The sequence below is a fragment of the Streptomyces sp. NPDC037054 genome (assembly GCF_055606745.1).
Map to the genome: position 1 here is coordinate 135597 of NZ_JBVJSJ010000012.1, position 26763 is coordinate 162359.

General features: G+C 72.3%; 25 protein-coding genes. 10 read left to right on the forward strand and 15 right to left on the reverse strand.

The annotated features are described in order from the left end of the window. Positions 1–7 precede the first annotated feature (7 nt). From ACZ7D7_RS26410 to ACZ7D7_RS26425, 4 genes are all read left to right on the forward strand, one after another. Positions 8–418 carry a DUF742 domain-containing protein gene (locus ACZ7D7_RS26410; protein ID WP_470827436.1) on the forward strand — a complete coding sequence of 137 codons (411 nt, stop codon included), beginning with the start codon at positions 8–10 and terminating at the stop codon, positions 416–418. A 79-nt stretch (positions 419–497) separates the two neighbouring features. Further along, a complete protein-coding gene (locus ACZ7D7_RS26415; protein WP_470827437.1) occupies positions 498–1103 on the forward strand; it encodes a GTP-binding protein in 606 nt (201 codons plus the stop codon). Between the two features lie 264 nt (positions 1104–1367). Beyond that, complete coding sequence (locus ACZ7D7_RS26420) at positions 1368–1781, forward strand: roadblock/LC7 domain-containing protein (RefSeq protein ID WP_470827438.1); 414 nt, start codon at positions 1368–1370, stop codon at positions 1779–1781. 126 nt (positions 1782–1907) lie between these two features. Further along, positions 1908–2876 (forward strand): DUF6397 family protein, encoded by a 969-nt coding sequence (locus tag ACZ7D7_RS26425; RefSeq protein WP_470827440.1) that lies wholly within the window; start codon positions 1908–1910, stop codon positions 2874–2876. On the opposite strand, the gene ACZ7D7_RS26430 is transcribed toward ACZ7D7_RS26425, so the two are convergent. Then, positions 2863–3729, reverse strand: coding sequence for an acyl-CoA thioesterase (locus tag ACZ7D7_RS26430; RefSeq protein WP_470827441.1), 867 nt, complete (start codon positions 3727–3729; stop codon positions 2863–2865). The genes ACZ7D7_RS26425 and ACZ7D7_RS26430 overlap by 14 nt on opposite strands. Positions 3730–3748: 19 nt before the next feature. Further along, positions 3749–6262 carry a DEAD/DEAH box helicase gene (locus ACZ7D7_RS26435; protein WP_470827443.1) on the reverse strand — a complete coding sequence of 838 codons (2514 nt, stop codon included), beginning with the start codon at positions 6260–6262 and terminating at the stop codon, positions 3749–3751. 145 nt (positions 6263–6407) lie between these two features. On the opposite strand from ACZ7D7_RS26435, the gene ACZ7D7_RS26440 reads away from it, so the two are divergent. Beyond that, complete coding sequence (locus ACZ7D7_RS26440) at positions 6408–7202, forward strand: metal-dependent hydrolase (RefSeq protein ID WP_470827444.1); 795 nt, start codon at positions 6408–6410, stop codon at positions 7200–7202. Positions 7203–7276: 74 nt separating this feature from the next. Here the strand turns inward: ACZ7D7_RS26440 and ACZ7D7_RS26445 are convergent, their stop codons facing one another. The 5 genes from ACZ7D7_RS26445 to ACZ7D7_RS26465 form a co-directional block, all read right to left on the reverse strand. Continuing rightward, the gene (locus ACZ7D7_RS26445; protein ID WP_470827446.1) at positions 7277–7540 is read right to left on the reverse strand and encodes a type B 50S ribosomal protein L31; all 264 of its coding nucleotides are present in this window, start codon (positions 7538–7540) and stop codon (positions 7277–7279) included. A 57-nt stretch (positions 7541–7597) separates the two neighbouring features. After that, the gene (locus ACZ7D7_RS26450; RefSeq protein WP_470827448.1) at positions 7598–8068 is read right to left on the reverse strand and encodes a DUF5709 domain-containing protein; all 471 of its coding nucleotides are present in this window, start codon (positions 8066–8068) and stop codon (positions 7598–7600) included. A gap of 298 nt (positions 8069–8366) precedes the next feature. Next, positions 8367–10148, reverse strand: a complete 1782-nt coding sequence (locus ACZ7D7_RS26455; RefSeq protein ID WP_470827449.1) for an ABC transporter ATP-binding protein — start codon at positions 10146–10148, stop codon at positions 8367–8369. After that, positions 10145–12028, reverse strand: a complete 1884-nt coding sequence (locus tag ACZ7D7_RS26460; RefSeq protein ID WP_470827450.1) for an ABC transporter ATP-binding protein — start codon at positions 12026–12028, stop codon at positions 10145–10147. Before ACZ7D7_RS26460 ends, ACZ7D7_RS26455 begins: the two co-directional genes overlap by 4 nt. A 232-nt stretch (positions 12029–12260) precedes the next feature. Continuing rightward, positions 12261–12767: a MarR family winged helix-turn-helix transcriptional regulator gene (locus tag ACZ7D7_RS26465; protein WP_470827452.1), complete on the reverse strand. Its 507-nt coding sequence runs from the start codon at positions 12765–12767 to the stop codon at positions 12261–12263. Positions 12768–12884: 117 nt separating this feature from the next. Here ACZ7D7_RS26465 and ACZ7D7_RS26470 point away from each other — a divergent pair, with 117 nt between their 5' ends. Together ACZ7D7_RS26470 and mltG are read left to right on the forward strand one after the other, a co-directional pair. Beyond that, on the forward strand, positions 12885–14687 hold the full coding sequence (locus tag ACZ7D7_RS26470) for an ABC transporter ATP-binding protein (RefSeq protein ID WP_470827453.1): 1803 nt from the start codon (positions 12885–12887) through the stop codon (positions 14685–14687). Positions 14688–14730: 43 nt separating this feature from the next. Next, positions 14731–15576: an endolytic transglycosylase MltG gene (gene mltG, locus ACZ7D7_RS26475; protein ID WP_470827454.1), complete on the forward strand. Its 846-nt coding sequence runs from the start codon at positions 14731–14733 to the stop codon at positions 15574–15576. Positions 15577–15589: 13 nt separating this feature from the next. On the opposite strand, the gene ACZ7D7_RS26480 is transcribed toward mltG, so the two are convergent. The 6 genes from ACZ7D7_RS26480 to ACZ7D7_RS26505 form a co-directional block, all read right to left on the reverse strand. Beyond that, positions 15590–16672, reverse strand: coding sequence for an NAD(P)-binding domain-containing protein (locus ACZ7D7_RS26480; RefSeq protein WP_470827455.1), 1083 nt, complete (start codon positions 16670–16672; stop codon positions 15590–15592). A gap of 51 nt (positions 16673–16723) precedes the next feature. Next, a complete protein-coding gene (locus tag ACZ7D7_RS26485; protein ID WP_470827457.1) occupies positions 16724–17896 on the reverse strand; it encodes an LLM class flavin-dependent oxidoreductase in 1173 nt (390 codons plus the stop codon). Positions 17897–17925: 29 nt separating this feature from the next. Next, entirely contained in the window at positions 17926–18942 is a 1017-nt protein-coding gene (locus tag ACZ7D7_RS26490; protein WP_470827459.1) for an ABC transporter substrate-binding protein, read from the reverse strand. A gap of 41 nt (positions 18943–18983) precedes the next feature. Further along, entirely contained in the window at positions 18984–19721 is a 738-nt protein-coding gene (locus tag ACZ7D7_RS26495) for an ABC transporter ATP-binding protein (protein ID WP_470827460.1), read from the reverse strand. Beyond that, a complete protein-coding gene (locus tag ACZ7D7_RS26500) occupies positions 19694–20635 on the reverse strand; it encodes an ABC transporter permease (RefSeq protein ID WP_470827462.1) in 942 nt (313 codons plus the stop codon). The genes ACZ7D7_RS26495 and ACZ7D7_RS26500 overlap by 28 nt, the downstream gene beginning before the upstream one ends. A gap of 199 nt (positions 20636–20834) precedes the next feature. Beyond that, positions 20835–20918 (reverse strand): putative leader peptide, encoded by an 84-nt coding sequence (locus ACZ7D7_RS26505; RefSeq protein ID WP_349817350.1) that lies wholly within the window; start codon positions 20916–20918, stop codon positions 20835–20837. 123 nt (positions 20919–21041) lie between these two features. On the opposite strand from ACZ7D7_RS26505, the gene ACZ7D7_RS26510 reads away from it, so the two are divergent. After that, positions 21042–21464: a secondary thiamine-phosphate synthase enzyme YjbQ gene (locus tag ACZ7D7_RS26510; protein WP_470827464.1), complete on the forward strand. Its 423-nt coding sequence runs from the start codon at positions 21042–21044 to the stop codon at positions 21462–21464. A 73-nt stretch (positions 21465–21537) separates the two neighbouring features. On the opposite strand, the gene ACZ7D7_RS26515 is transcribed toward ACZ7D7_RS26510, so the two are convergent. Further along, a complete protein-coding gene (locus ACZ7D7_RS26515) occupies positions 21538–22746 on the reverse strand; it encodes a S8 family peptidase (RefSeq protein WP_470827465.1) in 1209 nt (402 codons plus the stop codon). 275 nt (positions 22747–23021) lie between these two features. Further along, a complete protein-coding gene (locus ACZ7D7_RS26520) occupies positions 23022–24332 on the reverse strand; it encodes a hypothetical protein (protein WP_470827467.1) in 1311 nt (436 codons plus the stop codon). A 97-nt stretch (positions 24333–24429) separates the two neighbouring features. On the opposite strand from ACZ7D7_RS26520, the gene ACZ7D7_RS26525 reads away from it, so the two are divergent. Together ACZ7D7_RS26525 and ACZ7D7_RS26530 are read left to right on the forward strand one after the other, a co-directional pair. Then, positions 24430–25407, forward strand: coding sequence for an ABC transporter substrate-binding protein (locus ACZ7D7_RS26525; RefSeq protein ID WP_470827468.1), 978 nt, complete (start codon positions 24430–24432; stop codon positions 25405–25407). 113 nt (positions 25408–25520) lie between these two features. Beyond that, positions 25521–26507, forward strand: coding sequence for a FecCD family ABC transporter permease (locus ACZ7D7_RS26530; RefSeq protein WP_470827627.1), 987 nt, complete (start codon positions 25521–25523; stop codon positions 26505–26507). The last annotated feature ends 256 nt before the right edge of the window (positions 26508–26763 follow it).

A 26763-nucleotide genomic window follows, 5' to 3' on the forward strand; every position in this document is an offset into this window, starting at 1 on the left:
CGACAGGATGACCGAGGACATGGCCGGCGCCCCGCACGAACAAGGCAGCCGGTGGTACGACAACGAGGCCGGACCCTTGGTGCGCCCGTACGCCATGACGGGCGGCCGGACCAGGCCCGGGCCGAGCGGAGTGCGCTTCGACCTGATCGCGCTCGTCACCCCGACCCCCGGTGCGCCGGGCGCCGAGGACGCCTCACTGGGACCGGAGCACCGCGCCCTGCTCGACCTGTGCCGCACCGAGACCCAGTCGGTCGCGGAACTGTCCGCCGGCGCGGATCTCCCCGTGGGAGTCGTCCGGGTGCTCCTCGGCGACCTCCTGGAGCTCGGCCGCGTGACGGTCCACCGCCCCGTACCGCCCGCCCAATTGCCCGACGAACGGATTCTGCGCGAGGTGATCGAAGGCCTCCGCGCACTGTGATGAACCACCCCCCGCTGCCCCCAGCCCTTCCGGCCCTCCGCACGCCGACCGTTTCCGGCGCTCCCGAGAGAAGTGAACGATGGTCTCCGAGCACTCCGACGCCACAGACGCCGACTCCGCCGCCCTGGCGCTGAAGATCCTGGTCGCGGGCGGATTCGGCGTGGGAAAAACCACCATGGTGGGCGCGGTCAGCGAGATCAGACCGCTGCGCACGGAGGAACTGCTCAGTGAAGCGGGCCAGTTGGTGGACGACACGGACGGCGTCGACCACAAGGTCACGACGACTGTCGCCATGGACTTCGGCCGCATCACGATCAGGTCGGGGCTCTCGCTCTACCTGTTCGGCACACCCGGACAGGACCGCTTCTGGTTCCTGTGGGACGAACTGTCCCAGGGCGCGCTCGGTGCCGTCGTCCTCGCCGACACCCGCCGCCTGGAGGACTGCTTCCCGGCCGTCGACTACTTCGAGCACCGGCGCATCCCGTTCGTGGTCGCGGTCAACTGCTTCCCGGGCGCCCGGCACCATGACGCCGGGTCCGTGACACGCGCGCTCGACCTCGACCGGGGAACTCCCGTCGTGCTGTGCGACGCCCGCGACCGCGACTCCGGGAAGGAGGTGCTGATCCGGCTCGTCGAGTACGCCGGGCGGATGCACACCGCCCGGCTCCTCGACTCCGTGGGCTGAAGGTCCGGGGTGCTGAAGGTCCGGGGCGCTGCAGGGGCGCCGCACAGGCCAACGAGACGCGGGAACGCCGTCCGGTGAGCCATGAAACGCATGAACGCCATTCACAAGCCACCGAGTAGCGGCCGCACCACTCGTCGTCGGTCATCTTCCGTGCCACGCGCTCGTCCTCCTTGCCCGCAGCCAGGCGGTGGGGAAGGCTGGCTGGGGGAGATGCCCCTGCCAAGGGGGAGACATCGCACGGGGAGAACACGGGGAGACCGGACCATGGCGCAGACCAAGGGCCTCGGCTGGCTGCTGGACGACTTGACCGAGCGCGTCGCGCACGTGCGGCACGCGCTGGTGCTGTCCAACGACGGGCTGGTGACGGGGGCGAGTACGGGACTCCGGCGCGAGGACGCGGAGCACCTCGCCGCCGTGTCCTCCGGGCTGCACAGCCTCGCCAAGGGCTCGGGGCGGCACTTCGGCGCGGGGGACGTGCGCCAGACGATGATCGAGTTCGATGACGCGGTGCTGTTCGTCACCGCCGCCGGCACCGGCAGTTGCCTGTGCGTCCTGAGCGGCGCCGAGGCCGACATCGGCAGGATCGCCTACGAGATGACGCTGCTCGTCAACCGGGTCGGAGAGCACCTCGACGTGGACGCGCGGCAGCCGGAACGGAAGCCGAGAACGGAGCCCTGACCTGGCGATTTGCCCGGTCCCGTGGAGTTTTCCACAGGCTCGTCACGAGAGGGTCGCAAGCGGCTACGGTTTTTTCCGAGGCCGCCACGACCGGGCGAGCCGTCCACTCCACGGGGGAGACCGACCATGACCGGCAACGCCGCAGTCTCAGCGCCGACCACCACTTCAAGGACCACCACATCAAGGACCGCCGCGCTGCTCTCGCCGAGCCGAGCCGCGCGGGAACTGGGACTCAAGCGAAGCGAGTTCGACCTCGCCGTGCACCTCGGCCGCGTCAGGACCGTGCGCGACGAGGGCGGCGGACGTGTCCCACGCGAGGAGATCGAGCGCCTGCGAGCGGAGGACGGCTTCCCGGACGGGCTGCGCAAGCGCGTCGAAGCCGTGGGCACCAGGGACGGCGCGGCAATCCTCGACGTGCCCCCGGGCAGGTTCACCCGCCTCGCCCGCCTGGGGCTCGTCGTACCGGTGAAGTTCTATCTGAACCGGTACCGGACCGTCGTCTGGCTCTACCTCGCGGAAGAACTACGGCAGTTCGCGGCCGACGGGAACAACGCGCCGCTGCTGAGCGGCCGCACCCCCGAAGGCCTGCGCGGGCAGCTGGCGGAGGGAGTGGACCTGCGCCCGCGCAACTGGCGAGGACGCCACCTCGGGTTCCTGCTGCGCCAGGCCGACGGCGACCCGTGGGCCCGCGCCGCCGCCGTGACCTGCCTGCTCGATCCCGTCCAGGTCGCCGAGATGGTCAAGGACCCCTACGAGCGCGCCTACTTGGTCCGGTTCCGTCCGGGCCCTCCCGCCCACGGCGCGCCCGGATCGCCCGCCGCCGGCCTCGCCCAGGAGATCATGACCGCGCACGACCCGGACGAGATCGGCTGGCTCCGCGCCGACCTGGCACGGGCACTGGACGAGGCACGGGCCGACCGCCCGGCGCCGCGTCCCGCACCGAAGCCGGACGCGACGGTTCCGCAGGCGGGACGGAAGGCAGACGGGCCGGAACGCGCCACGACCGAGCCGGAGCAGAGCACGGTCCCTCCGGGCTCGACACGCGGCCTGCGGGGCTGGCTGCGCCGCAGAGGAGCACGGCCTACAGCGCCCTGAACAGCCCTTCCTGCACGACGGACACCAGCAGACGTCCCTCGAGGTCGTAGATCCGGCCACGAGCCAGCCCCCGTCCGCCCGTCGCGATCGGCGACTCCTGGTCGTACAGGAACCACTCGTCCGCGCGAAACGGCCGGTGGAACCACATCGCGTGGTCCAGCGACGCCATGTCGAACCCCCGCGGACCCCACAGGGGTTCGACGGGAATACGCACGGCGTCCAGAAGGGTCATGTCGCTGGCGTACGTCAGCGCGCACGTGTGCACCAGCGGGTCGTCCCCCAGCGGGCCCACCGCGCGCATCCACACGGCGCTGCGCGGGTCGGCGTCCTTGACCTCCTCGGCGGTCCAGCGCAGCCGGTCGACGTAACGGATGTCGAAGGGCTGACGGCGCGCCATCCGCTCCAACTGCTCCGGCAGAGCGCCCAGATGCTCCCGGATCTCGTCGACGACCGTCGGCAGCGACTCCGGCGACGGAACCTCGCGGGCCGGCGGCAGCTGGTGCTCGAAACTCCCCTGCTCAGGCTTGTGAAAGGAGGCGGTGAGATTGAAGATCGTGCGCCCCTGCTGCACCGCGGTGACCCGGCGGGTCGTGAACGACCGCCCGTCCCGCACCCGCTCGACCTGGTACACGATCGGCACGCCCGGCCGGCCGGGCCGCAGGAAGTACGCGTGCAGCGAGTGCACGGGACGGTCGCCCTCCGTGGTGCGGCCGGCGGCGACCAGGGCCTGCCCGGCCACCTGGCCGCCGAAGACCCGCTGCAGGGACTCCTCCGGGCTGCGCCCACGGAAGATGTTGACCTCGATCTGCTCCAGGTCGAGCAGGTCGACGAGGCTCTCGGCCGGGTTCGTCATGGCTGGTGTTCTCCTGTGCTCAGAGCTGACCGACGGCGGTGACGCGCACGATCGCACGGCCCTCCGCGTCGGAGGCGGTCAGATCGACCTCCGCGCTGATGCCCCAGTCGTGGTCGCCGTTCGGATCGTCGAAGATCTGGCGGACACGCCACAGGCCGTTCTGCGGCTCCTCCTGGATCACCAGCAGCTTGGGCCCGCGCGCGTCGGGACCCGTGCCCAGGTCCTCGTACTCGTCCCAGTACTTGTCCATCGCCTCGCCCCACGCCTCGGCGTCCCAGCCGGACTCGGCGTCCATCTCGCCCAGCTCCTCGACCTGGTCGAGGGCCGCGAGCTCGACCCGGCGGAACATCGCGTTGCGGACCAGCACGCGGAAGGCGCGGGCGTTCGTGGTGACCGGCTTGACCTCGTCGGCCTTCTCCTGGGCCTCCTCGGCGGTCATCTCCTCCGGGTTGGCCAGCTGCTCCCACTCGTCCAGCAGGCTCGAGTCGACCTGGCGCACCATCTCGCCCAGCCACTCGATCAGGTCCTGCAGATCCTCCGACTTGAGGTCGTCGGGGATCGTGTGGTCGAGGGCCTTGTAGGCGCCGGCCAGGTAGCGCAGCACGATGCCCTCGGTGCGGGCCAGCTCGTAGAACGACACCAACTCCGTGAAGGACATGGCCCGCTCGTACATGTCACGCACGACCGACTTCGGCGACAGCGGATGGTCACCGACCCAGGGGTGACTCTTGCGGTACGTGTTGTACGCGTGGAAGAGCAGCTCCTCCAGCGGCTTCGGGTACGAGACGTCCTGGAGACGCTCCATGCGCTCCTCGTACTCGACGCCGTCCGCCTTCATCGCGGCCACGGCCTCGCCGCGCGCCTTGTTCTGCTGGGCCGCCAGGATCTGCCGCGGGTCGTCCAGCGTGGACTCCACGACGGACACCATGTCCAGGGCGTACGACGGCGACTCGGGGTCCAGCAGCTCGAACGCGGCCAGGGCGAACGTGGACAGCGGCTGGTTCAGCGCGAAGTCCTGCTGCAGGTCCACCGTGAGGCGGACGATGCGGCCCTCGGCGTCCGGCTCGTCCAGCTTCTCCACGATGCCGCCGTCGAGCAGCGAGCGGTAGATGGCGATGGCCCGCCGGATGTGCCGCAGCTGCTGCTTGCGCGGCTCGTGGTTGTCCTCCAGCAGATGCCGCATCGCCTTGAAGGCGTTGCCCGGCCGGGCGATCACCGACAGCAGCATCGTGTGCGTCACCCGGAAACGCGAGTTCAGCGGCTCCGGCTCGGACGCGATGAGCTTCTCGAAGGTCTGCTCCGTCCACCCGACGAAACCCTCGGGCGCCTTCTTGCGGACGACCTTGCGGCGCTTCTTCGGGTCGTCACCGGCCTTGGCGAGGGCCTTCTCGTTCTCGATGACGTGCTCGGGGGCCTGCGCGACGACGAAGCCCTCCGTGTCGAAGCCCGCCCGGCCGGCCCGGCCCGCGATCTGGTGGAACTCACGCGCGCGCAGCGTGCGCACCCGGCTGCCGTCGTACTTGGTGAGCGCCGTGAACAGCACTGTGCGGATGGGGACGTTGACGCCCACGCCGAGCGTGTCCGTGCCGCAGATGACCTTCAGCAGGCCGGCCTGCGCGAGCTTCTCCACCAGACGCCGGTACTTCGGCAGCATGCCGGCGTGGTGCACACCGATGCCGTGCCGGACGTACCGGGAGAGGTTGCGCCCGAACTTGGTGGTGAAGCGGAAGTTGCCGATCAGCTCGGCGATCCGGTCCTTCTCCTCGCGCGAGCACATGTTGATGCTCATCAGCGCCTGCGCCCGCTCCACGGCCTGAGCCTGCGTGAAGTGCACGATGTAGACGGGAGCCTGCCGTGCCTCCAGCAGATCCGTGAGCGTCTCGGTGAGCGGGGTGTAGCGGTACTCGTACGACAGCGGCACCGGGCGGGTCGCCGAGCGGACCACGGAGGTGGGGCGGCCGGTGCGGCGCGTGAGGTCCTTCTCGAAGAAGGACACGTCGCCGAGCGTGGCCGACATGAGCACGAACTGCGCCTGCGGCAGTTCCAGCAGCGGGATCTGCCAGGCCCAGCCGCGGTCCGGCTCCGCGTAGAAGTGGAACTCGTCCATGACGACCTGACCGACGTCCGCGTTCTTCCCGTCGCGCAGCGCGATCGAGGCGAGCACCTCGGCCGTGCAGCAGATCACCGGGGCGTCGGCGTTGACGGAGGCGTCGCCGGTCAGCATGCCGACGTTCTCGGTGCCGAACAGCTTGCACAGCTCGAAGAACTTCTCCGACACCAGTGCCTTGATCGGCGCCGTGTAGAAGGTGACCTCGTCGCGGGCCAGCGCGGCGAAGTGCGCACCCGCCGCGATCATGCTCTTGCCGGAGCCGGTGGGCGTCGACACGATCACGTTCGCGCCGGAGACCACCTCGATCAGCGCCTCTTCCTGATGGGGATAGAGCGTGAGACCGCGCTCCTGGGCCCAGGACTCGAAGGCTTCGTACAGGGCGTCGGGGTCGGCGGTCGGCGGCAGCTGATCGATGAGGGTCACGCCCCCATCTTGCCTGGCCCCCGGCCCGATGCGGGAATCGGATGCCCGGCCGAAGATCGCGAACGCTACGCTGTGTCGCCGACGGCGCGTCAGCGCCCCCGGTCAACTGGACAGCGGCACAAGAGGAATGGGGCGGGCAACGGCGATGATGGGACCAGCGCACTCACTGTCGGGCGCCGCCGCCTGGCTCGGCGTCGGAGCGGCCGCCGCCGCGGCCGGGCACACGATGCCCTGGCCCGTCCTGCTGGTGGGCGCGCTGATCTGCGCCGGGGCGGCGCTCGCCCCCGACCTCGACCACAAGGCGGCCACCATCTCGCGGGCCTTCGGCCCCCTGTCGCGGGGGCTGTGCGAGATCGTCGACAAATTGTCCTACGCCGTCTACAAGGCGACGAAGAAGCAGGGCGACCCGCGCCGCTCGGGCGGGCACCGCACGCTCACGCACACCTGGCTGTGGGCCGTGCTGATCGGCGCGGGCACCTCGGTACTGGCGATAACCGGGGGCCGCTGGGCCGTGCTCGCGATCCTCTTCGTGCACATGGTGCTGGCCATCGAAGGGCTGCTGTGGCGGGCGACCCGCGGCTCCAGCAGCGACGTCCTGGTATGGCTGCTGGCGGCGACCAGCGCCTGGATCCTCGCGGGAGTCCTGGACCAGCCGGGCAACGGCGCGGACTGGCTGTTCACGGCGCCGGGCCAGGAGTACCTGTGGCTGGGCCTGCCCATCGTGCTGGGCGCGCTGGTGCACGACCTCGGCGACGCGCTGACGGTCTCCGGCTGCCCGATCCTGTGGCCGATCCCGGTGGGCCGCAAGCGCTGGTACCCGATCGGGCCGCCGAAGGCGATGCGGTTCCGGGCGGGCAGCTGGGTCGAGCTCAAGGTACTGATGCCGGCGTTCATGGTCCTCGGCGGATTCGGCTGCGCGGCGGCGCTCAACTTCATCTGACGGCGGCGACCGCTCCGACGCCCGGTGCCTGTGCTCCGCCGCCGGCAGCGGGCGCCCGCCCCGGGGCCGGCTCCTCAGCCGGCGCCCCGGCCCTCGCCACCGCCGTACCGGCGCTCGAAGCGGGCGACGCGGCCCTCGGAGTCCACCGTGCGCGCCTTGCCCGTGTAGAAGGGGTGGCTCTCCGAGGAGATCTCCACGTCCACGACCGGGTACGTCTCGCCGTCGTCCCACTCGATGGTCTGGTCGCTGGTCGCGGTCGACCGGGTCAGGAAGGCGTACCCGGCGGAGCGGTCACGGAAGACGACGGCGTGATAGGCGGGGTGCTTGTCCTGCTGCATGGCTGCTCCTCGTGCGGAGTCGGCGGTGCGACCGGGCGGGTCGCGGGACGGACGGGATCAGCCCGGCAGGCCCTCCTCGTCGACGATGTGCACGGCGGCCTCCTCCGCGGAGGCGGCGGCTCCGTCGATGCCCACGTCCATGGCGACCAGCGCGCCTTCCTCGTCCTCGTGGGCGCCCTCGTCGGGTGCGACGAGCCGGCCGGAGCGGGCGTCGCCCACCTCGTTGTCCAGCAGTTCGCCGTCGGTGCCCTGGGAGTCGCCGAGCCCGTCGCCGTCGGGGGGTGCGAGGTCCGGCAGCTCCTCGGCGAGCCGCTGGTCCAGGGTCTCGCCCCGGTGGCGCTCCGCGGCCGTCACACCGATGTGTTCCACCGCGAGGGGCCGTTCCGGCGGGGACCAGCCGCGGTCGAGCGGGTCGTCGACACCGTCGTACTCCAGGGTGTCCTCCGCGTCGAGCAGCCCCGTGTCCTCCCGCTGCTCGGACCCGTCGGGCTGGTAGACGTCGTCTCCCCATCCGTCGGCGCTGTTCACGGGTACCTCCAGGGGGTGAGGACGGGCCCCTTCTCGTCGCGGACCACAGTGGGCCACGCCTGCCGGGAGCACAGGCGCCGCCCGTCGCCGAACCACGTGGTTCCCGGGGGCTCCCCGAGCCGGTGCCTTCCTCCAGAGTTCCACCACGGTTCGGGACGGCGCAACGGCAGGGAGCGGCGCCCGGTGACCGGCCCGCCACGGCCCGCCTCGACACCCGCCGCGGCGCGCGGCCGGGCCGCGCCAGGGGCAGGCGCGGGGCCCCGGCCGGCGGGGACCCCTAACGATCCGCGCGGGCGCGTCACCCGTGCCACGACCGCCACAGCGCCGCGTACGCCCCGTCGGCCGCGACGAGCTCGTCGTGGCTGCCGAGTTCGCTGATGCGGCCGTCCTCGACGACGGCGATCACGTCGGCGTCGTGGGCGGTGTGCAGCCGGTGGGCGATGGCGACCACGGTCCGGCCGTCGAGCACCCGGGCCAGGGACCGTTCCAGATGACGCGCCGCCCGCGGGTCGAGCAGGGACGTCGCCTCGTCCAGGACCAGCGTGTGCGGGTCGGCCAGCACCAGGCGCGCCAGCGCGATCTGCTGCGCCTGGGCCGGGGTGAGCGCGACGCTGCCGGAACCGACCTCGGTGTCCAGGCCGTCGTCCAGCGCCCGGGCCCAGTCGTCCGCGTCGACGGCCCCCAGCGCCGCCCACAGCTCGGCGTCCCCGGCGTCCGCGCGGGCGAGCCTGAGGTTGTCCCGCAGGGAGCCGACGAAGACGTGGTGCTCCTGGTTGACGAGGGCGACGTGGGAGCGGGTGCGCTCGGCGGGCATCCGGGAGAGCTCGGCGCCGCCCAGGGTGATCCTGCCGTCCCGGGGCGCGTAGATGCCGGCGAGCAGCCTGCCCAGGGTGGACTTTCCCGCGCCGGAGGGACCGACCAGCGCCAGCCGCGTGCCCGGGGCCACTTCCAGGGACACCTTGCGCAGTACATCGACGCCCTCGCGGTAGCCGAAATGCACACGGTCGGCGTGCACGTCGCGCCCCTGCGGGCTCAGTTCGTCGTCGCCCGCCTCGGGTTCGATGTCCCGCACACCGACCAGACGTGCCAGCGACACCTGCGCCACCTGGAGCTCGTCGTACCAGCGCAGGATCAGCCCCACCGGGTCGACGAGCATCTGGGCGATGAGGGCGCCCGTGGTCAGCTGGCCGACCCCGATCCAGCCCTCCAGGACGAACACGCCGCCGATCAGCAGCACGGAGGCGAGGACGGTGACATGGGTGACGTTGATGACCGGGAAGAGCACCGAGCGCAGCCAGAGCGTGTAGTTCTCCCAGGCCGTCCACTCCTTGATGCGGCGCTCCGACAGGGCGACGCGGCGGTCGCCGAGACGGTGGGCCTCGACGGTCCGCCCGGCGTCCACGGTCTCGGCGAGCGCGGCGGCCACGGCGGCGTACCCGGCGGCCTCGGAGCGGTACGCCGAGGGCGCCCGGCGGAAGTACCAGCGGCAGCCGACGACCAGCAGGGGCACCGCCAGCAGCACCGCCGGGGCCAGCTCCGGAGCGGTCACCACGAGACCGCCGAGCAGCAGACCCGCCCAGACGACGCCGATGGTCAGCTGGGGCACGGCCTCGCGCATCGCGTTGGCGAGCCGGTCGACGTCCGTCGTAATCCGGGACAGCAGATCGCCCGTCCCGGCGCGTTCCAGCACGCCCGGCGGCAGCCCGACCGACCGCACGAGGAAGTCCTCCCGCAGATCGGCCAGCATCCGCTCGCCGAGCATCGCGCCGCGCAGCCGCACCTGCCGCACGAACGCGGCCTGGACGAGCAGTGCGGCCACGAACAGCCCGGCGGTGAGCTCCAGGCGCAGCTCCCCGGCCCCGTCCGACACCCGCTCCACGAGCCCGCCGAGCAGGTAGGGGCCGGCCATGGAGGCGATCACGGCGATCGTGTTGACGGTGACGAGCAGCAGGAAGGCGCGCCGGTGCCGGCGCAGCAGTTCGGCCACATAGGCGCGTACGGTCGCGGGGGCGCCGACCGGCAGCGTGCTCGCCGTGGTCGGTGCCGCCGGGTCGTACGCCGGTGGCGCCACGCCGATCATGCGGTCTCCTCGATCTCTTGCAGTTCTTCCAGCTCTTCAAGAACGTGGCGCGGGCCGGACGGCTCGCCGGACCCGTCCCGGTGCGGCTCGGACGCGCCGCCCGCGAGCAGGGCGGCCCTGCCGGCCTCTTCCTCGCGGGAGGTCGCCTCGTCGTCGGTCTCGCGGGTCACGACCGCGCGGTACCGGGGCTCGGTCGCCACCAGTTCGCGGTGGGCGCCCACCGCGACGACCTGCTCGTCGTGCAGGAACACGACGCGGTCGGCCCGGTCCAGCAGCAGCGGGGACGACGTGAACACCACGGTCGTGCGGTCGGCCCGCAGCTCGCGCACGCCGCGTGCGATCCGGGCCTCGGTGTGGGAGTCGACGGCGGAGGTCGGCTCGTCCAGGACGAGCACCTCGGGATCGGTGACCAGTGACCGGGCGAGCGCGAGCCGCTGGCGCTGGCCGCCGGACAGCGACCGGCCGCGCTCGGTGATCCGGGCGTCCATCGGGTCCTCGGCGTCCAGCGAGCCCTGCGCGAGTGCCGCGAGGACGTCGTCGCACTGGGCCGCGGCCAGCGCGTCGGCGGGGGCGACGGCACCCGAGGCGGGGACGTCGAGCAGGTCCCGCAGCGAGCCCGACAGCAGCACCGGGTCCTTGTCCTGGACGAGGACGGCGGTGCGCGCCGAGTCCAGCGGCAGCTCGTCGAGCGGCACCCCGCCCAGCAGCACCGAGGTGCTCTGCTCGGAGGAGTGTCCGCCCAGACGTTCCGCCAGTCGTCCGGCCGCGTCCGGGTCGCCGCACACCACGGCGGTGAGCAGGCCGGCGGGAGCGAGCAGACCGGTGGCGGGGTCGTACAGGTCGCCGGAGGGGACTTCGGCGGCGCGGGACCCCGTGGTGTCCGTGGCCCTCTCCAGCGACAGCACCCGCGCGGCCCGCTTGGCCGACGGACGGGAGAAGGAGTAGGCCATCGCGATCTCCTCGAAATGGCGCAAGGGGTATGTAAGGAGCATGACGGAGCTGTAGACGGTGACCAGTTCGCCGACGGTGATGCGGCCCTCCTGGGTCAGCCGTACGCCGTGCCAGACGACCGCGATGAGCAGCAGACCGGGCAGCAGCACCTGGATCGCGGCGATCAGCGACCACATGCGGGCGCTGCGCACGGCCGCCCGGCGGACCTCCTGGGAGGCGCTGCGGTAGCGGTCGAGGAACAGCTCCTCGCCGCCGATGCCGCGCAGCACGCGCAGCCCGGCGACGGTGTCCGAGGCCAGCTCGGTGGCGCGGCCCGCCTTCTCGCGCTGCGTGTCGGCACGCCGGGTGGCGCGGGGCAGCAGCGGCAGTACGGCGACGGCGAGGACGGGCAGGCCGACGGCGACGATCACGCCGAGGGCGGGCTGGTAGACGAGGAGGCCGACGCAGACGAGCACGATGGTGAGGAATGCCGCGGTGAAGCGCGACAGGGCTTCGACGAACCAGCCGATCTTCTCGACGTCCCCGGTGGAGACGGCCACGACCTCGCCGGCGGCGACGCGCCGGGTCAGGGCCGAGCCCAGTTGGGCGGTCTTGCGGGCCAGCAGCTGCTGGACGCGGGCGGCGGCCGTGATCCAGTTGGTGACGGCGGTGCGGTGCAGGAAGGTGTCACCGACGGCGTTCGCGACGCACACCAGCGCCATCAGGGCTCCGGCCAGCGCGAGACGGGGGCCGGACCGGTCGACGACGGCCTGCACGGCGAGTCCCACGCAGAACGGCAGGGTGGATACGGCGCCGAAGTGCAGCAGACCCCAGGCCAACGACTTGGACTGGCCGCCCAGTTGGTTCCGGAAGAGCCACCACAGGAATCGGGGCCCCGAGCGAGCGTCCGGCTCACCCGGGTCGGGATACGGAAGGTCTTGGATCTGCATGACGTCCCAGTGGCTCGTGTCAGGTCGGGGAGGAGGGAGTCGCTGTGCGGGAACAGCAAACCGTGACAGGTTCGCGTCGCAGAGTGGTGGGAGGCAACCGGTTTTTCCACGCCGTCGGGCGGCCTCGGCCGTGCCTCCGGGCGCGGCGACACGGCGACGGCCCGCGGCGGGGCCGGGTGATCCGGCCGTCGCCCACGCCGCGGGCCTCTGTGTCACGCGTGTCCCGGTGGGGTCAGCAGGTGCGGTGCTCTCCGTCGCTGGCGTGCCCGTGCCCGTGCCCGTGCCCGTGCTCGTTCCCCTCGGGCGTGCCGTCCACCAGGGTGTCCAGGAGCCCTTCGAGCACGGTCCGTTGCTCGGCCGTCAGCGGCGCCAGGATTTCCTGCGCCGCGGCCCGTCGTGCGCCGTGCAGCTCGCTCACGGCCTCGTGTCCCTCGTCCGTGAGCTCGATCCGGATCACGCGGCGGTTCGTCGGGTCGGGCGCCCGTCGCACCATGCCGCTCGCCTCGAGTCCGTCGACGAGTGTCGTCACCGCGCGGGGGACCACCTCCAGGCGCTCGGCCAGGTCGGCCATGCGCGGCGGCGCGGGGTAGTGCGCCAGCGTGCGCAGCAGCCGGGCCTGCGCCGGAGTGACACCCAGGCCGCCCTCCTGGAAATGGCGCTTCTGGATGCGGTGCATCCGGCGGGTGAGGCGCAGCAGCTGTTCGGCGAGCGGGCCGTCGTCGGAGTCGGCGGTGGTCATGCGGGAACAATATCAGGACGTTGTTCATTGTGAGTATAGGTAACAATGAGTTAGGCTCACTGGGCCGCAGCCCAGGCCCGCCCGTCGTCGCAGCACTCGTCCCTTCCGTAGGAGCCCATGCACCCCGATCACGAACCCGCCTGGACGCCGCCGGCCGACTCCGAGGAGCAGCCGCGGCAGGTCCGCCGCATCCTGAAGCTGTTCCGTCCCTACCGGGGCCGTCTCGCGATCGTCGGCCTGCTGGTCGGGGCCGCGTCGCTGGTCTCGGTCGCCACGCCCTTCCTGCTGAAGGAGACGCTCGACGTCGCGATCCCCGAGGGCCGCACGGGGCTGCTCAGCCTGCTCGCCCTCGGTATGATCCTCAGCGCCGTCCTCACCAGCGTCTTCGGCGTGCTGCAGACCCTGATCTCCACGACGGTCGGGCAGCGCGTCATGCACGATCTGCGCACCGCCGTCTACGGCCGGCTCCAGCGCATGTCGCTCGCCTTCTTCACCCGCACGCGCACCGGCGAGGTGCAGTCCCGGATCGCCAACGACATCGGCGGCATGCAGGCCACCGTCACGTCCACGGCGACCTCGCTGGTCTCCAACCTCACCACTGTCGTCGCCACGATCGTCGCGATGCTCGCCCTCGACTGGCGCCTGACCGTCGTCTCCCTGCTGTTGCTGCCGGTGTTCGTGTGGATCAGCCGCAGAGTCGGCAACGAACGCAAGAAGATCACCGCGCACAAGCAGAAGCAGATGGCCGCGATGGCCGCCACGGTCACCGAGTCGCTGTCCGTCAGCGGCATCCTGCTGGGCCGCACGATGGGCCGCTCCGACTCGCTCACCGGCGCCTTCTCAAAGGAGTCCGAGCGGCTGGTCGACCTGGAGGTGCGGTCGAACATGGCCGGGCGCTGGCGCATGGCCGTGATCACGATCGTCATGGCCGCCATGCCCGCCGTCATCTACTGGACCGCCGGCATGGCGCTCCAACTGGGCGGTCCGCAGGTCTCCATCGGCACGATCGTCGCGTTCGTCTCGCTCCAGCAGGGCCTGTTCCGCCCGGCCGTCAGCCTGCTGTCGACCGGCGTGCAGATCCAGACCTCGCTCGCGCTGTTCCAGCGCATCTTCGAGTACCTGGACCTGCCCGTCGACATCACCGAGCGCGACAACCCGGTCCACCTCGACCGGATCAAGGGGGAGATCCGCTTCGAGAACGTCGAATTCCGCTACGACGACAAGGGCGCCCCGGTCCTTGACGACATCGACATCACGGTCCCCGCGGGCAGCAGCCTCGCCGTCGTCGGCCCGACCGGCGCCGGCAAGTCGACGCTCGGCCACCTGGTCCCACGGCTGTACGACGTGACGCGCGGCCGGGTCACCCTGGACGGGGTCGACGTGCGGGACCTCGACTTCGACACCCTCGCGCGCGCGATCGGCGTCGTCTCCCAGGAGACGTACCTCTTCCACGCCTCCGTCGCCGACAACCTGCGTTTCGCCAAGCCGGACGCCACCGACGAGGAGCTGCGCGCGGCGGCGAAGGCCGCCCAGATCCACGACCACATCGCCGCCCTGCCCGACGGTTACGACACCGTCGTGGGCGAGCGGGGGCACCGCTTCTCCGGCGGTGAGAAGCAGCGCCTGGCCATCGCCCGCACCATCCTGCGCGACCCGCCCGTCCTCATCCTCGACGAGGCGACCAGCGCCCTCGACACCCGCACCGAGCACGCCGTGCAGGCGGCCGTCGACGCGCTGTCGGCCAACCGCACCACGCTCACCATCGCGCACCGCCTGTCCACCATTCGGGGTGCCGACCAGATCGTGGTCCTCGATGCGGGCCGGGTGGCCGAACGGGGCACGCACGACGAGCTGTTGGAGCGCGACGGCAAGTACGCGGAGCTGGTCCGCAGGGACGCCCGACTGGAGCTGACAAAATGAAGATATGCCGGGTTTGTGACGTTTAGCGGGTTACCGTGCCCGCATGCAGATGAACACTCCGCCACGGAGCACGATTCGACTGACGCGCCGGGGCCGTCTCGCCCTCATCGCGACCGGAGCCGTCGTGGCAGGCACCGCCGTGGCGGTGCCGCTGCTGAGTACGGGCGGCGACGAGGACTCCCGGCCCACGTCCCTGGTGATCCCGGAGGGCTGGCGTGCGCACCAGGTCTACGAGGCCGTCGACAAGGCCCTCGCCCTGCCTGCCGGAACCACGAGGAAGTCCCTGGCCAAGACCGACCTCAAACTGCCCAACGACGCCGAGGGCAACCCCGAGGGCTACCTCTTCCCGGCGACGTATCCGCTCGACGAGAAGACGACGCCGGAGCAACTGCTCAGGGCCATGGCCGACACGGCCCACAAGAAGTTCAACGGCGCTCCGATCGCCGCCGGCGCGGAGCGCAACGCGATGAACGTCTACCAGGCGGTCACCATCGCGAGCATCGTGCAGGCCGAGGCGGCCACGAAGGACGACATGGGCAAGGTGGCCCGGGTGATCTTCAACCGGCTGGAGCGCGGCATGCCGCTCCAGATGGACTCCACCATCAACTACGCCCTGGGCCGGTCCATGCTGCGGACGACCGTGAAGGACACGCGGCTCGACAGTCCGTACAACTCGTACCAGCGCATGGGTCTGCCGCCCACGCCCATCGACAATCCGGGCGAGGACGCGATGCGCGCCGCGATCTCGCCGACGCCGGGGAACTGGCTGTACTTCGTCACGGTCAAGCCCGGCGACACCCGCTTCACCGCCGACTACGCCGAACACCGGCGCAACGTCGCCGAGTTCAACCGCCAACAGGACAAGTCTGGTTCACCCGCGGCCAAGTGAGCCGTGCGGGACATCACGCGGCCACCGGCGCGGGCTCACCGGCCAGCAGCCGCCTGATGTCCCGTACGGCCGCGCGTCCCGCGCGGTTGGCGCCGATGGTGCTGGCGGACGGGCCGTAGCCGACGAGGTGGACGCGCGGGTCGGCGACCGCGCGCGTGCCCTCGACGCGGATCCCGCCGCCGGGTTCGCGCAGCCGCAGCGGCGCGAGATGATCGACGGCGGGCCGGAAACCGGTCGCCCACAGAATGACGTCGGCAGCCACCTGCCGCCCGTCGTTCCACGCCACACCGTCCGCTGTGATCCGGTCGAACATCGGCTGCCGGTCCAGCACACCGTCCCGCAGGCCCTGCCGGATCGCGTCGTTGAGGGGCAGGCCGGTCACCGAGACGACGCTCTTCGGCGGCAGCCCCTGCCGCACCCGTTCCTCGACCAGCGCGACCGCGGCACGGCCCGCCTCCTCGTCGAAGGGACCCTCCCGGAAGACCGGAGGACGCCGGGTCACCCACGTGGTCGCGGCCGCGAGCGGGGCGATTTCCAGCAGGTGCTGCGTCCCGGACGCGCCGCCGCCCACCACGACGACCCGCTGCCCGGCGAACGCCTCGGGCCCCGGGTACCGCGCGGTGTGCAGCTGCCGTCCGCGGAACGTCTCCTGGCCCGGGTAGCGCGGCCAGAACGGCCGGTCCCAGGTGCCGGTCGCGTTGATCAGCGCGCGGGTCGCCCAGGTGCCGTCCGAGGTCTCGACTAGCAGCCGCCCGCCGTCGCCCTCCCGTACCGCCCGGACGTCCACGGGACGCCGTACCCGCAGGTCGAAAGTCTGCTCGTAGTCGGCGAAGTACTCGGCGACGACCTGCGACGACGGCCGCGCGGGGGCCGCGTCCGTGAGCTCCATGCCGGGCAGGGAGTGCATGCCGTGCACCTTGCCGTACGTCAGTGACGGCCACCGGAACTGCCAGGCGCCGCCCGGACCGGGCGAGTGGTCCAGCACCACGAAGTCCCGGTCCGGGCGGAAACCGGTGCGCCGCAGGTGGTAGGCGCCGGCCAGACCCGCCTGCCCGGCGCCCACCACCACGACCTCGACCTCACGCGTGTTGTTCACGCTTCTACCAACAGGGAAGGGCCCGCCGATCTTCCCGGCACGGCCCCGGGCTCAGCGCCCGCCCGCCACGAGGAGCGGCGCACCCGACTCCGCATCCGCAACCGCACCCGACTCCGCACCCGCCAGCAGCCCGCGCGCCGCGAGCTCGGGAATCACGCCCTCCCCGAACCAGTAGGCCTCCTCGAGATGCGGATAGCCGGACAGCACGAAGTGCTCGACGCCCAGCGCGTGGTACTCCTCGATGAGATCCGCGACCTCGCTGTGACTGCCGACCAGCGCGGTGCCCGCGCCGCCCCGCACCAGGCCGACGCCGGCCCACAGGTGGGGATGGATCTCCAGGTCGGCGCGGGAGCCGCCGTGCAGGGCCAGCATGCGCTGCTGCCCCACCGACTCGCTGCGGCCGAGCGCGGCCTGCGCCGCCGCGACGGTGTCCGCGTCGAGGTCGTCGAGCAGCCGGTTCGCCGTCGCCCAGGCGTCCGCGGAGGAGTCCCGGGAAATGGTGTGCAGCCGGACGCCGAAGCGGACCGTGCGGCCCTCCGCCTCGGCGAGCGAGCGGATCCAGTCGATCTTCTCCTTGACCTGCGCGGGCGGCTCGCCCCAGGTCAGATACACGTCGGCGTGCCGCGCCGCGACCGGTCCGGCGGCCGGCGACGACCCGCCGAAGAACAACGGCGGCACCGGGTCGGGCGGCAGCGCGGTCAGCCCGCCCTCGACCTGGTAGTGGGCACCGTCGAAGTCGAACGGCCCGCCCCGCCACACGCCGCGCACGACGGACAGGAACTCGTCGGTCCGGGCGTACCGCTGGTCGTGGTCGAGCCGGTCGCCGAAGCGGCGCTGCTCGGCCGAGTCGCCGCCGGTGACGACGTTCAGCAGCAGCCGCCCGCGGGTCAGGCGCTGGTACGTCGCCGCCATCTGCGCGGCGAGCGTCGGCGACAGCAGCCCCGGACGGAACGCCACCAGGAACTTCAGCCGCTCGGTGTGCTGGGCGAGCGCCACCGTCGTCAGCCAGGCGTCCTCGCACCAGGTGCCCGTCGGCGTCAGCACCGCCTCGAAGCCCAGCCGTTCGGCCGCCTTGGCGATCTGCGCGAGGTACGCGATGTCGGGCGCGCGCACCCCGCTGACCTTGCGGGCGGCGCCCAGGTCGTTGGGGGCGTACGCGTGCCGGTCCACCAGGGTGCGGCCGTCGCCGCCCGTGGGCAGGAACCAGTGGAGTCGTACGGTCATGTCGTGTGATCCCTTCTCGGCCGCACGGGTCAGTCGCGGGCGGGGGTGGTCGAGGGCGGCAGGTCGCCGTTGAAGCGCCGGTCGACGAAGTCGCCGAAGTCGACCTTGCGCGGGATGAGCTTCAGTTCGGTGAAGGCGTCGGCGATCTCCTGCTCGGAGGCGACCAGCGGATCGTCGACGGCGACCGCGACCCGGCTGGCGTTGGTGCGCTTCACCGAGTCCAGCGCCACGTCGTAGGGCAGGCCGGTGTCCTTCGACCACACCTCGGCCCAGTCCTCCTTGTGGTCGCGGACCCAGGCGGTCGCGCGCCGCAGCCGCTCCAGGTAGTCCTTGAGCGCGGTGACCTTCTTCGGGTCCTCCAGGGCGCGCGGCGCCGCCACCTGGAAGGTCAGCCCGTTCGTCACGCCGTCGCCCGTCGTGAGGATCCGCCCCTGCTTCGCCCGCAGCACCTGGGAGGTGTACGGGTCCCAGACCGCCCACGCGTCGACCTTGCCGGAGGTGAACGCGGCGAGCGCGTCGGCCGGCTGGAGGTACTTGACCTCGACGTCGGCGAGGCTCAGCCCGGCCTTCTTCAGGGAGGCGACCAACTGGTAGTGCGCGGAGGAGCCCTGGGCCACCGCGACGGACCTGCCCTTGAGCTCGGCGGGACTCTTCAGCCGTGAGTCGTTCGGGACGAGGATGGTGTCGCCCCTGGACGTGCCGTGCCAGGCGGCCACGACGGAGATCTTCGAGCCGGCGCCGGCGGCGAACACGGGCGGGGTGTTGCCGACGCCGCCGATGTCGACGGCGCCCGCGTTGACGGCCTCCAGCAGGGGCGGGCCGGAGGTGAATGTCGACCATTTGATCTTGTAGTCGAGGTCCTCGAGTTCCCCGGCGGCCCTGAGGACGGCCTCGGAACCTCCCTTCTGGTCCCCGACGTCGAGCGTGACGGAGCCCTGCCCGTCGGTGCCGTCGCCCGAGGTGGAGGCGGCGGAGTCGCCGCCGCAGGCCGAGGCGAGGAGAGCGAGGGGGAGGAACAGCGCGGCGGGGAGGAGGCGTCGTCTCATGACGTGTCCGTTCGTGAGGGTGGAACTTCGTGGCGGGCAGTTCAGGCGGCTTCGCCGGCCGGTTCGACGCCGAGGCGTTCGAGGAGGGCGGCGCGCAGCTCGGCGAAGCGGGGGTCGGTGATGTCACGGGGCCGGTCGAGTGCGACGCGCTGCTCGTGGGCGATGACGCCGTCGTCCATGACGAGCACGCGGTCGGCGAGCAGCACGGCCTCCTCGACGTCGTGCGTGACGAGCAGAACGGCGCAGCCGCGCCGCTGCCACAACTCGCCGACCAGCCGCTGGGCGGTGATGCGGGTGAGCGCGTCGAGTGCGCCGAACGGCTCGTCCAGCAACAGCAGATCGGGCTCCCGCACCAGGGCGCGGGCCAGCGACGCGCGCTGGGCCTCGCCGCCGGACAGGGTCTTGGGCCAGGCGTTCGTGCGGTGACCGAGCCCGACCTCGCCGAGGGCCCGCTCGGCGACGGCGCGTTCGGGCCTGCCGGGCAGACCGAGCAGCACGTTGCGCCACACCTTCTTCCACGGCATCAGGCGCGGCGCCTGGAACGCGACCGCCTTGCGGCGCGGCACGAGGACGGTGCCCTCGATGTCCCGGTCGAGACCCGCGAGGATGCGCAGCAGCGTCGACTTGCCGCAGCCGCTGCGCCCCAACAGGGCGACGAATTCGCCCGGTTCGATGTCCAGCCGCAGGTCGTCGATGACGGCGCGGCCGTCGAAGGAGCGGGTCAGCCCTTCGACGCGTACGGCCTGCCGGGTCACCGGCCGGTGAACGTCGGTCGCCATTGCAGCAGCAGCCTTTCGAGGGAGCGGACGATGAAGTCGGCGAGCAGACCGAGGAACGCGTAGACGACGAGGCAGACCACGATCACGTCGGTCCGCAGGAAGTCCCGCGCCTGGACCATCAGGAACCCGATGCCGGAGTCGGCGTTGACCTGCTCGGCGAAGACGAGGGCCAGCCAGGAGATGCCGAGGGAGTACCGCAGCCCGGTCATGGCGCCGGGCAGCGCGCCGGGCAGGACGACGTGCCGCACGAGACCCCACCGCGACAGTCCCAGCGACTCACCGGCCTCGATCAACTGGGCGTCCACACCGCGGATCCCGGCGTAGACGTTGAGGTAGAGCGGGAACGTCACGCCGAGGGTGATGATGGCGACCTTCGGGGCCTCGCCGATGCCGAACCAGATGATGAACAGCGGGATGAGGCCGACGAACGGCACGGTCCGCAGCATCTGCACCGACGCGTCGACGAGGTCCTCGCCGATCCGGAACAGCCCGGAGACCAGGGCGAGTCCGGTCCCGACCACGGCGCCGAGCAGCATGCCTGCGGCGACTCGCTGGAGCGAGGTGCCCATGGCCGAGGGCAGCGAGCCGTCGGTCACCATGTCCCGGCCCACTTGGGCGATGCGCCCGGGCGAGGCCAGCACGTCGGCCGTCAACACACCGGTGCTGCTGAGGAGTTGCCACAGCACCAGCAGCAGGACGGGACCGGTGGTACGCCGCAGCCAGCGCGGCACGCGGGCACGGCGGGAGGACGCGGGGACGAGGGGGACGAGGTCGGGCGACCGGCCGGTCCCGGCGGCGACGCGGTCGTCGGCATCGGAGAACGCGGCCGACTCGGCCTCACGCGGGCCGGGGACACCGGATATCGGGGAAATATCCGGACCGGAGGGGTCGGGCGGGGCATGACTGATGCTCATGAGCACTCCACGAACGGGTGGCAAGGAGGCAGGAGGGACACCTCGGCGCGCGCAGCCGCACGGCCGGCCCGGGAGTCAGCGAGGCCGCGGGAGCCGGATACGACTCAGGCGGGACTCAGACGCGGGGCAGGGCGGGGCGGAGCGGGGCAGGACAGGGCGCCGAGGCGAACAAAGAGAGAAAGAAGAGCGAGAGAGGGCGTCAGCAGCCGCGGCGACACGCGGCGGAAGCCACCCGCAGCAGGTCGATGTGACCGCGCGTGGTGAGCAGGGCTGAACGCAACATGCCGCCGAACCTAGCCAGATGTCGTGCGCACGGTCAACGGGCGTCTCGGCACGTGGACCTCCCGTATCGGCAGCCGGTCGGCCGGTGGCGCGCCCGCCGCCCCGTTTGCGTCAGGATGGGGGCATGTCCGATGCGTTCACCACCCGAGTTCTGACCGTCTCCACCGGGTCCCGGGAGCGGGTCGCCGACCTGACCCGCGACTGCGAGGCCTTCCTGCGGGAGGTCGCGGCCGGCCGCGACGGCCTCCTCAACATCTTCGTCCCGCACGCCACGGCCGGGATCGCCGTCATCGAGACGGGCGCCGGCAGCGACGACGACCTCCTGGCCGCGCTGCACACCCTGCTCCCGGCGGACGACCGCTGGCAGCACCGCCACGGCAGCCCCGGCCACGGCCGCGACCACGTCCTGCCGGCCCTCGTCCCGCCCCACGCGACGCTGCCCGTGGTCGGCGGCCGGCTGGAGCTGGGGACGTGGCAGTCGGTGTGCCTGGTGGACACGAACGTCGACAACCCGGACCGTCAGGTGCGGCTGTCGTTCCTCGGGTAGGGACGCGTCCGCCCCGGCTGCGCGGGAGGCCGCCGGCCGTCCCCGCGCAGGCGGCGTCCCGTCGGCGTCGGCGTCACCAGGTGATGCGCAGCAGCAGGTTGGGGGAGCCGGAGCCGGGATTGCGGACCACCGGGGTGGCTGCCGCGACGAGGGCGTTGGCCACCTGGGCGGGTGATGCCGAGCGGTGCTCGCCGAGGTAGAGGGCGGCCGCGCCGGCGACGTGAGGAGCCGCCACCGAGGTGCCGGAGATGGTGTTGGTGGCGGTGTCGCCGGTGCCCCAGGCCGAGGTGATGGACGCGCCGGGGGCGAACAGGTCCAGCACGCGGCCGTAGTTGGAGGAGGACGTGCGGCTGTCACCGAAGTCGGTGGCGCCGACGGTGAGTGCCTCGGTGACACGGGCCGGCGAGAACGCGGAGGCGTCGGTGCCGGATCCGCCCGCGGCGACGGCGTAGGTGACACCGGACGCGATCGACTCCCGTACGGCGGTGTCGAGGACGGTGCTGGCACCGCCACCGATACTGAGGTTGGCCACGGCGGGCTTCACGGCGTTCGCGGTGACCCAGTCGATGCCGTCCAGCACCCCGGCGACGGTACCGGCGCCGTTGGAGTCCAGCACGCGTACGGCGACGACGGTGGCCTTCTTGGCGACCCCGTGCACCGTGCCGGCGACGATGCCGGCGATGTGGGTGCCGTGGCCGTTGCCGTCCGGGGCGGTGGTGTCGCCGTCGACGGCGTCGTAACCGTAGGAGGCGCGACCGCCGAAGGCGCGGTGGGTGATGCGCACTCCGGTGTCGATGATGTACGCGTGAACGCCTTCCCCGGCGCTGTCGGGGTAGGTGTACGAGCCGTCCAGCGGCGGGTACGCCTGGTCGATGCGGTCCAGGTTCCAGGGAGGGTTGAGCTGAGTGGCCCGGGCCTGGACGGTGGTGTTCTGGACGACCTGCGCGACGGAGGGGTCGGCGGCGAGCCGCCGGGCCTCGGACTCGGTCATGCGGGCGGCGTAGCCGTTGAGGACGGCGGTATAGGTGCGCTCGACCTCGCCGCCGTAGCGGGAGACCAGGCCGCGGCCCGCGGCCGAGGCGGCCCCGATGCCGGAGTTCTTCCCCAGCACGACGATGTAGCTGTCCTTCACCGCGTCCTTGCCGTTCCCCGCGCCGACGATCCGGCCTTCGCCCGCAGCGGCCTGGCCGGGGGTGGCCGCTGCCAGTGCGAGGGCGACGGCAGTGGCCGCCGCGGACAACGCGGCGGTGAGCCGCCACCGGGTTCTGTGTGTCACTGCCATCGGAAAGACGCTCCTGCACGTGGTGGTCCGCCGCTGGGATGGTGAGGTGCCCCATCATTGATGCGCCCACGACAAGAAGCTGCAAGAGGGTCTACGTGTCCGGGGGCGGTCGGCCCGGCGATTCAAGCCAGGAAACGGCTGATACGGAAGCCGGGCCGCGCCGTGCGACGGGCCGGTGCGGGCAAGGGCCGTGCGACGGGCCGGTGCGGGCAAGGGCCGTGCGACGGTGCGGTGCGGGCAAAGGCCGTGCGACGGTGCGGTGCGGGCAGGGCCGTTCACCGCCCCACAGGATCTCCCTCCGCGCCGTCCTCCCGGGTGCGCAGCATGGCGTGGCCGCCGTGGTCCAGCGGCGTCGGCAGCTTCAGGCGGGCCGTCTCGTCGCCCGTGCGGGTGTCGACGAGATGGACTTCGCCGTGGCCGCCGCGGGTGACGGCCGCATGGTCCGAGCCGGGTGATGCCGCCACGGCCCGGCGCTGGACGCCCTCCCAGGGGGTACCGCCGCGTCGCGGGGCGCCCGACATGGCCGGGAGCGGGACGCGGCGGTCGGTGCCGTCCGGGCCCAGCAGGATCAACTCGTCGCCGTCCGGGTGGATGCGGGTGAACACCGTGTGGTTCCTGGCCAGGGCCAGCCGGAACACCAGCCCGGGGCCCAGGTCGGTCAGGGTCGTCCCGTGTGTCGTCAGGTCGTGGTGCCAGGCCTGATTCGTCCACTCCGGCCAGCGCAGCGGGTCCGTGGGGCCGCCCCGCAGCGTCGACCACAGGGCCGGACGGCGGGTGTCCAGACGCAGGTACCAGCCCCGGCCCTTCGCCCCCCAGGGGATGACCGGTTGCGGGACGAGGCCGTCGCCCGCGCGGCGCGCCACGTGGACGCCCTCTCCCGTGGCGGCGAACACCAGCCCGCGCCGGGGGAGTTGGGCGTCGCCGTGGCCGTCGTCGGGCAGCGCGAGCCGCGCGGACGGGGTGACGGGCGGGCAGCCGGGCGGGGCGGTCAGCAGGTCGGCGAACCGGTGGACGGCCAGTGCGCCGGGTTCGCGGTGGCGCAGGACGACAAGGGGGCCCCCTTCCCCGTCGCCCTCGCCCTCGTACGCGCTCTCGCCCTCGTACGCGCTCTCCCCCTCGTACGCGTACTCGCTCTCGTACGCGCTCTCGCCCTCGCCCTCGTACGCGTCGAGGACCGTGACCCCCGGTTCACCCACCCGTGTGCGCACCCGCGCCGCGTCCCCCGTCTCCAGGTCGGCGACAGTCAGCACGTCCGACCACGGTGCGGCGTTCTTGCCGAGGCCCGTCGTCACGGCCGCCCACCGGCCCGACGGGTCGACGGCGAGGTGTTCGGCGGGCACCGCCACCGGTATCGCGGCCGCGACCAGTTCGTCGCCGAACGGATCCAGCACCAGCAGCTCGCCGCTGCGGTCGTCCACGCAGGCCACCCGCCCGCCCGGCAGGGCGAGGAACCCGGCGTGCTCCGACAGGTGGCGGCCGTCGAGGCGGCCCGCCTCCGTGCCGTCCGGAACGGTCAACACATGGACCACTCCGGCCAGATGGTCGGAGACGAGCAGGAGCGAATCGGCGGACACGGGGACCTCCATCGGCGGCGGGGGAGGGCGGAAACCAGCCCTGATACTGAAAATGATTATCATGTATTGTCGTCGCGTTCCGGGTCCCTGAAGAAGAAGCGAGGGCATCGTGCTGCGCGCACCGTCGAGATTCGTCCGAAACTGGCTCATCGCCGCGACAGCCATATCCGTCCTGGCGGGGTGCGGCTCCTCGACCGAACCCGCCGAGGGCGGGCAGGCCACGGCCGCCGCCAGGACGGACGTCACCGTGGAGCCCATCAAGGCCACGCGCACGCTCACCGACACGGGCGGCAAGAAGATCTCCCTGGAGAAGGAACCGCGGCGCATCGTCTGCCTGTTCGCGCTCTGCGACGACATCCTCACCGAGCTGGGCATCGTCCCGACGGCCACGAACAGCGCGCTCCTCGCCCACCCCGACTTCCTGGGCAAGGAGAAGGCGAAGCAGGTCGACATCGTGCCGGGCGGTTTCATCGCCCCCGAGGTGGAGGCGGTCCTCTCCCACAAGCCCGACCTCGTGATCGGCCTGGAGGACACCCACGGCAAGCTCGCCCCGGCGCTCGACGGCGCCACCACGTTCTGGCCCATGCAGCCCGAGACCTGGCAGGACAGCGTGGGCTACCTGCGGGACGTCGCCGCGCTGACCGGCCGTACCACCGAGGGGGAGAAGGCCGAGAGGACCTTCCGCACCAAACTCGCGAAGGCCGAGGCGGCCAGGAGCGACAAGACCGCGCTCGTCATCTACGGCAGCGACGAGAACTTCGGCGTGGCCACCCCGGAGGGCGACGTGGCCGCCAGCCTGTTCCCGAGGATCGCCCACTACCCGTGGAAGTCGCGGGGCGTGGAGGGCAGTTACAGCCTGGAGGAGATCCTCGCGCGCGACGTCGACGTGATGTTCGTCGAGACGATCTCCTTCGGCGAGCCGGACGGCAAGCTGTCGGAGAAGCTCGCCAAGAACCCGCTGTGGGGGAAGATCCCCGCCGTGCGGAACGGGGACGTGCACGAGGTCGACTCCGAGGTGTGGGCCAAGGGGCGCGGCACCCGCTCGCTGGGGATCGTGCTGGACGAGGCCACGGCCGCGCTGCGGTGAGTGCGTCCACCACGTCCGTCGACGACGATTCCCCGACCCCCGTCGACGACGTCTCCGCCGGGCCGGCCGTGCGCGTGCCGGGGCGATGGCGGCTGCCCGTTCTGATCGGGCTGCTGGTCGTCGCCTCCGGCTGTGCGCTGAGCCTCGGCACGCCGCAGATCCCGCCGCACCGGCTGCCCGCCGCGCTGCTGGACGGGGACGCCTCGCTCGCCGGGATCGTCGTCGGCGAACTCCGCCTGCCCCGGCTGGTGCTGGCGCTCGTCGCCGGTGCCTGCCTGGGCGCGGCGGGGCTCGTGCTCCAGGAGGCGCTGCGCAATCCACTGGCCGTGCCCGAGATGCTGGGCGTCTCCTCGGGCGCCGCGCTGGGTGTCGCCGCGCCGCTCGTCCTGGCCGTGTCGCTGCCCGCCGTCGTCCAGCCGCTGCTGGCCATCGGCGGGGCCGTGCTGGGCGGCGGACTGACGCTGCTCGCCGCCGGGTTGGGGCGCAGCCCGTCCGCGGTGCTGCTGACCGGTGCCGCCGTCGCCGCCGCGTTGCAGGCCGCACTGCTCGTCCTCATGGTGATGGCCGACCAGCTCGACCTCCAGCTCATCTACCGCTATCTGCTCGGCTCACTCTCCGGCCGCACCTGGGAGGACGTCACCGGGCTGTGGCCGTGGCTGCTCGTTGCCGTCCCGGCGCTGGTGCTGTGCGCGCCGGTGCTGTCGGTGCTGCGCCTCGGCGACGAGGACGCCGAGGCGCTCGGCGTGCGGGCGCAGCGGGCCCGGTTCGCCGCGCTGGCCATCGCCGTCGTCCTCATCGCGCCGGTGACGGCGGTGTGCGGGCCGGTGGCGTGGGTCGGGTTCCTCGCCCCGCATCTGGCCCGCAAGCTCGCCCCCGCCGCGGACGCGGTGCGGTGGCTGCCCTGGTCGGCGGCGTGGGGCGCGGTCGTGGTGGTGGTCGCCGACGTCCCGGCCCGCCTGGCGCTCGCGCCGGTCGAGGTGCCGGCCGGCGCCTGGACGGCGCTGCTCGGGGTGCCCGCAGGGGTCGCGCTGCTGCGCTCGGGCGGAGGACCGCGCGCTTCCCGGCGGTCGGTCGTGGGGCGGAAGGGAGTGCTCCGGTGATCGGGCCTGTGTCCGCGCTCCGGCGGTGGACCGCGTGCGCCTCGGCGGGCGGCCGGGACCCGGTTGGGGCTGCGGTGGCGTTCCGGCGTTCGCCCGTGCTCGGGTGGGAGGCCGTGCGTGGCGCGGCGGTCCGTCGTGGGCGGGAAGAGGGCCATGCGGTGTTCCGGCGTTCGCCCGTGCTCGGGTGGGAGGCCGTGCGTGGCGCGGCGGTCCGTCGTGGGCGGGAAGAGGGCCATGCGGTGTTCCGGCGTTCGCC